Origin of the sequence: Flavobacterium proteolyticum (assembly GCF_015223105.1) — a bacterium.
Taxonomy (GTDB): Bacteria; Bacteroidota; Bacteroidia; order Flavobacteriales; family Flavobacteriaceae; genus Flavobacterium; species Flavobacterium proteolyticum.
Window position 1 is genome coordinate 1 of record NZ_JADFTZ010000010.1, and the last position, 4,649, is coordinate 4,649.

At 27.7% G+C, this 4,649-nt stretch carries 5 protein-coding genes; all 5 read right to left on the reverse strand.

Going from position 1 to position 4,649, the window contains the following annotated elements; genetic code table 11:
- Positions 1 to 261 precede the first annotated feature (261 nt).
- Entirely contained in the window at positions 262 to 843 is a 582-nt protein-coding gene (locus IM755_RS12695) for a hypothetical protein (RefSeq protein ID WP_194097457.1), read from the reverse strand.
- A gap of 150 nt (positions 844 to 993) precedes the next feature.
- Complete coding sequence (locus IM755_RS12700) at positions 994 to 1,461, reverse strand: hypothetical protein (RefSeq protein ID WP_194097458.1); 468 nt, start codon at positions 1,459 to 1,461, stop codon at positions 994 to 996.
- Between the two features lie 150 nt (positions 1,462 to 1,611).
- Positions 1,612 to 1,974 (reverse strand): hypothetical protein, encoded by a 363-nt coding sequence (locus IM755_RS12705; protein WP_228063951.1) that lies wholly within the window; start codon positions 1,972 to 1,974, stop codon positions 1,612 to 1,614.
- Between the two features lie 587 nt (positions 1,975 to 2,561).
- Positions 2,562 to 3,029 carry a hypothetical protein gene (locus IM755_RS12710; protein ID WP_194097458.1) on the reverse strand — a complete coding sequence of 156 codons (468 nt, stop codon included), beginning with the start codon at positions 3,027 to 3,029 and terminating at the stop codon, positions 2,562 to 2,564.
- A 221-nt stretch (positions 3,030 to 3,250) separates the two neighbouring features.
- Complete coding sequence (locus tag IM755_RS12715; protein ID WP_194097459.1) at positions 3,251 to 3,817, reverse strand: hypothetical protein; 567 nt, start codon at positions 3,815 to 3,817, stop codon at positions 3,251 to 3,253.
- Positions 3,818 to 4,649: the final 832 nt, after the last annotated feature.

Below are 4,649 nucleotides of genomic sequence, written 5' to 3' on the forward strand. Positions count from 1 at the left end.
CTAACTTTTACTTTTTTTCCTGTAAATTCAGTTTTCTTTTGCGCAAAAGTTGACATAGAGAATAATATTAAGAATATGATAAATATATTTTTCATTTTTTTAGAGTTCAAGATAGCTTGCTCATAACGTCCCGTGGCTTTATGAAGTTGGGGTTTATATTACCCCGAATCATTCCATTTGGACTGAAGTCAAATATACAAAAAGTTCGTCCCATTAAACCCTAAAGCCCCAATTTCATAAAACCACTGTTAGCAGCCGTATTTAATACATTCTACGTTGAGCATGTATTTCATCTAATTCCCAATCTCTACCAGATTTTTTAATGTATATTAGAAACCATTTTGCTTTATAGATATCACCATTTGTGAATGAACAATATAAAACTCCATATTTCTTATGTTCATCAAAATTTATTTTAGAGAAAACTAAAAAACCTGGTAACGCATATTTAGAATTCCAAAAATCCTCTCTAATTGGGTTTTGTTTAATAGATGAAAGGTATTGATATTTGAATTTTGCTTCTTTAGTAAAAAGATTTAAATCAATTTTTTGTCTAATTTTTTTACTAATTGTGTCAAAATATAGATTTTCTACATTTTTAAAGTGATCTCTAAATTGAACGTACCCAGGACTTTCAGGATATAGACTATCATTAACTACAATCGTTTTTTTACTCTTATTATTTAGAGATATTTTATCATTAGTTAATCTGTAGTAGACAGAATCAATAACTTCGTTAAAAACAGAGTTTAACGCTTTTTTTTCAGTTTCTAAAATTGACTCTTTCTTTTGGCAACCGATTATTGCAAAAAACAAAAGAAGAGTTAAAGTCGCGTTTCTCATAATATGGCTGCTAACGTTATGAGGCTTGCTCTCAGTGGCGTTGAATCAACACCAAGCCATTATAAATATAACAAAACATTCCATTCAGCAGCGGATTTTCCGTAGGAAAATCCGGAAGTAGCCATTGAAGCAAACCGCTGTTGTACACAGTTATTCTATTTTCGTATAATAAGTATTAATCTCGCTATCTAAAGCTATTTTTCTTGCTTCAGGATCTCTAATAATTCCTCTATCATCAACTTGAATCCAAGAGACTCCTTCGGCGTCTTTGGTGCATTTCCAAATTATTCTTTTTTGATTATTAATTTCTCGAAATTGTAATTCCCAAATTTCACCATTTTCAAGTTCAATCATTTTGTATATTTGGTTATTTGTATACTTATAAGAATGTTCGATTAGTTTAAAGCTTAAAGTTACACTTTCCTTTTTTTGACTATTTTGAAAAATTATTTTATTACTTTCAATTAATAAGATTTCGTAAAAAATAATTTGAGTTTTTATATTTTCCGTATAGTTTTTGGATAATTTCCACTTTCCATTAAAATTTTCAAAGTCATTTTGTTGTGAAAAGACTTTAAAAAAACTTAAAAATAAAATTATTAGGTATATTTTTTTCATAATTGTGTACAACGTTTTGCAGCTTGCAGAAGTGGCGGATTAAGGAAGCCTAAACTTTCGGTTAAACACTGACTTTGCAAGTACAAAACCAACTTTAAATTAAGCCCAAAACCCGCCATTTCTGCAAACTGCTGTTAGCCGTTCGGTTTTTTATCCTTCACTAACTTTTATATTTGTTACTTTCTTTTCTGCGTTTATTTCGATTTTTAAATTTCCCGTATTTATTCCGTTTCCTGTATAACCTAAACTATAATATAATTCACTTTTATTTTCATTGTCTGGTGTGCCTAAAATTTTTATAATTTCTTCGTACGATTTTCCAATAAGTTCATGTTCATTTCTCAAACTATTCATCATATCCCAGCGAATGCTCCAATTTTCTTCTAAATTTTGGTCAGCATTTCTCCATTTTTTGGAGTCGAATTTTTCGTGTGTAAGCTTTCCTGACAATCCAAAAATTAAAATAATAAAGGTTAATAGTGCTATACTAATTATTTTCAAGTTTTTTTTCATTTATTTCAAAGATTTAAAATTCGACTTAAAAATGTCAATTGAAATAATAACCGAAATTAGAAATAATGCTAAAATAATTAGATTAAGCATAAAATCAAATCTAATTAATTCCATAAAAATACAAATCACCCAATTAATTAAAAGATTTATTCCAAATATTGCCGAAAATACATATAAAAAATTAGTTTGTAAATAGTTTTTCCTTTTCTTAAGATGGAAAAATATCCTAGCTAATAATAAAATTAAACCCAGTCCAACGGAAAAAACGATTAAACGGAAAAAATTTATAATTATTCCTAATCCGTGAAACATTAATGGTTTTTCTGTGAAATAATCATAGAAAAGATACAATGTAATAAAGTTAATTATCACAAAACTAAAAGCAGAATATTTATATATTTTTTCTTTCATTTCTTTCGTTTTTTCCGTGTTTCGCCAAACTGACGGCTAACGTTATGAGGCTTGCTCTCAGTGGCGTTGAATCAACACCAAGCCATTATAAATATAACAAAACATTCCATTCAGCAGCGGATTTTCCGTAGGAAAATCCGGAAGTAGCCATTGAAGCAAACCGCTGTTGTACACAGTTATTCTATTTTCGTATAATAAGTATTAATCTCGCTATCTAAAGCTATTTTTCTTGCTTCAGGATCTCTAATAATTCCTCTATCATCAACTTGAATCCAAGAGACTCCTTCGGCGTCTTTGGTGCATTTCCAAATTATTCTTTTTTGATTATTAATTTCTCGAAATTGTAATTCCCAAATTTCACCATTTTCAAGTTCAATCATTTTGTATATTTGGTTATTTGTATACTTATAAGAATGTTCGATTAGTTTAAAGCTTAAAGTTACACTTTCCTTTTTTTGACTATTTTGAAAAATTATTTTATTACTTTCAATTAATAAGATTTCGTAAAAAATAATTTGAGTTTTTATATTTTCCGTATAGTTTTTGGATAATTTCCACTTTCCATTAAAATTTTCAAAGTCATTTTGTTGTGAAAAGACTTTAAAAAAACTTAAAAATAAAATTATTAGGTATATTTTTTTCATAATTGTGTACAACGTTATGTGGCTTGTTTTCAGGTGGCGATTTCAGCACCAAGCCAATACAAATATAAACTAATTATTAAATTTTACAATGGCGTTTTCGGAATATCACTAAACAGCCACTTGAAACAAACCGCTGTTGTAAAATCGGTTTTATAAGGTTTAATTTGTCCGCCTTTGTTAAGTGTCAAGTAATTTTAAATTATTTATTATGATTAAAGATATTATTTTTTTATATAAGAATTGGAGTTACGCAAAGAATCAACTTTTCTTTGGTCTAAAACTAAAGTACGCAATTTTGATAATTCCGATTCCATTCTTATTATTTGTTCTTCTTGTTTTTCTTCATTTCTTGAAGGAAATAAATTATTTATAAAATTATAAACACTTAATCCAGAACCAATGATAGCAATACCAAAAATACACCAAAAAGTTTTAATCTGCCATTTTTTTAATTTCAAATCAACTTTTAACGTATCTTTTTTTATTGATTCAATCTCAATTTCATCTAATTTTTTTGCTTTTTCATATTCGAGATACACTAACCAACCTACATTTTTAACAGATACGCCAATTTCAGTTAATTTTGCAAAAGACTTATTTTGGTTTAATTCAATAAGTGATTTATTTTCTGCTTTTATTAAAGAATTTTTTATCAAATCAATATCATCTGAACTAAAAGTTAAATTAAATTTTTGCCTTATTAATTTAGAATCTACATTTTTAAACTTATTGTCAGATAAAGTATTTAATAAGAAATCAATAATTTCGTCCGTAGTAGGTTTTTCCATTCTCATCGGTTTTTCTAAACTGTTTTACAACGTTCCGGCGCTTGGCGAGGTTGCGAAGTTCGGAACCGATTATTTTCTATCAAAGTTAAAATTTCTTGCGAGAAATAAACGTGTATTTACTACAAAATTCGCAATCTTGCCAAACGCCTGTTACCAGCAGTTTTATTTCAGAAATATTTTATCACTCAACTTTTTTGTTTTTTTTACATTTTCAAACAAATTCTCAAATATTGAACAATTTAATATAAAACTAGTAATTATATACTCTTTGTTGTCTTTCGTAATTATTTTTACGTATTCGAAATACCGTAATAAACTTCTATAATTACTGGTTGATAAATGCAACTCAACTCTTTCTATATTTTTTGAGTCAATAATATTTTGTTTTGAGTTTTTACTAAACGTAAGAGTTTCATTTTCTGTGTCAATTTTCACAATTTTATTTCGCTCATTTGAAACATAAGTAATGTACATATAAATTATTCGTCCAATAAAGAAAATTAAAAAAGAATAAAGAACAAATAATAAAAATCCAGCAATACTTATTTTTAGGTTCTTTCCGAACTCAGATAATATTTTAATTGTTCCTATTGTACAAAGTATAAGAGAAAAAAATAAAATGAAAATTATTAATGAAAAAAATAAAAATTTCAGATTCAACAAGCTATATGTCTTTGTTTTACTCATTTTTTTAGAAATTGCTGGTAACGTTCTGCGGCTTGCTCTCAGTGGCGTTACACCAACACCAAGCCATTACAAATATAACAAAACATTCCATTCAGCTGCGGATTTTCCGTAGGAAAATCCGGAAGTAGCCATTGAAGCAAACCGC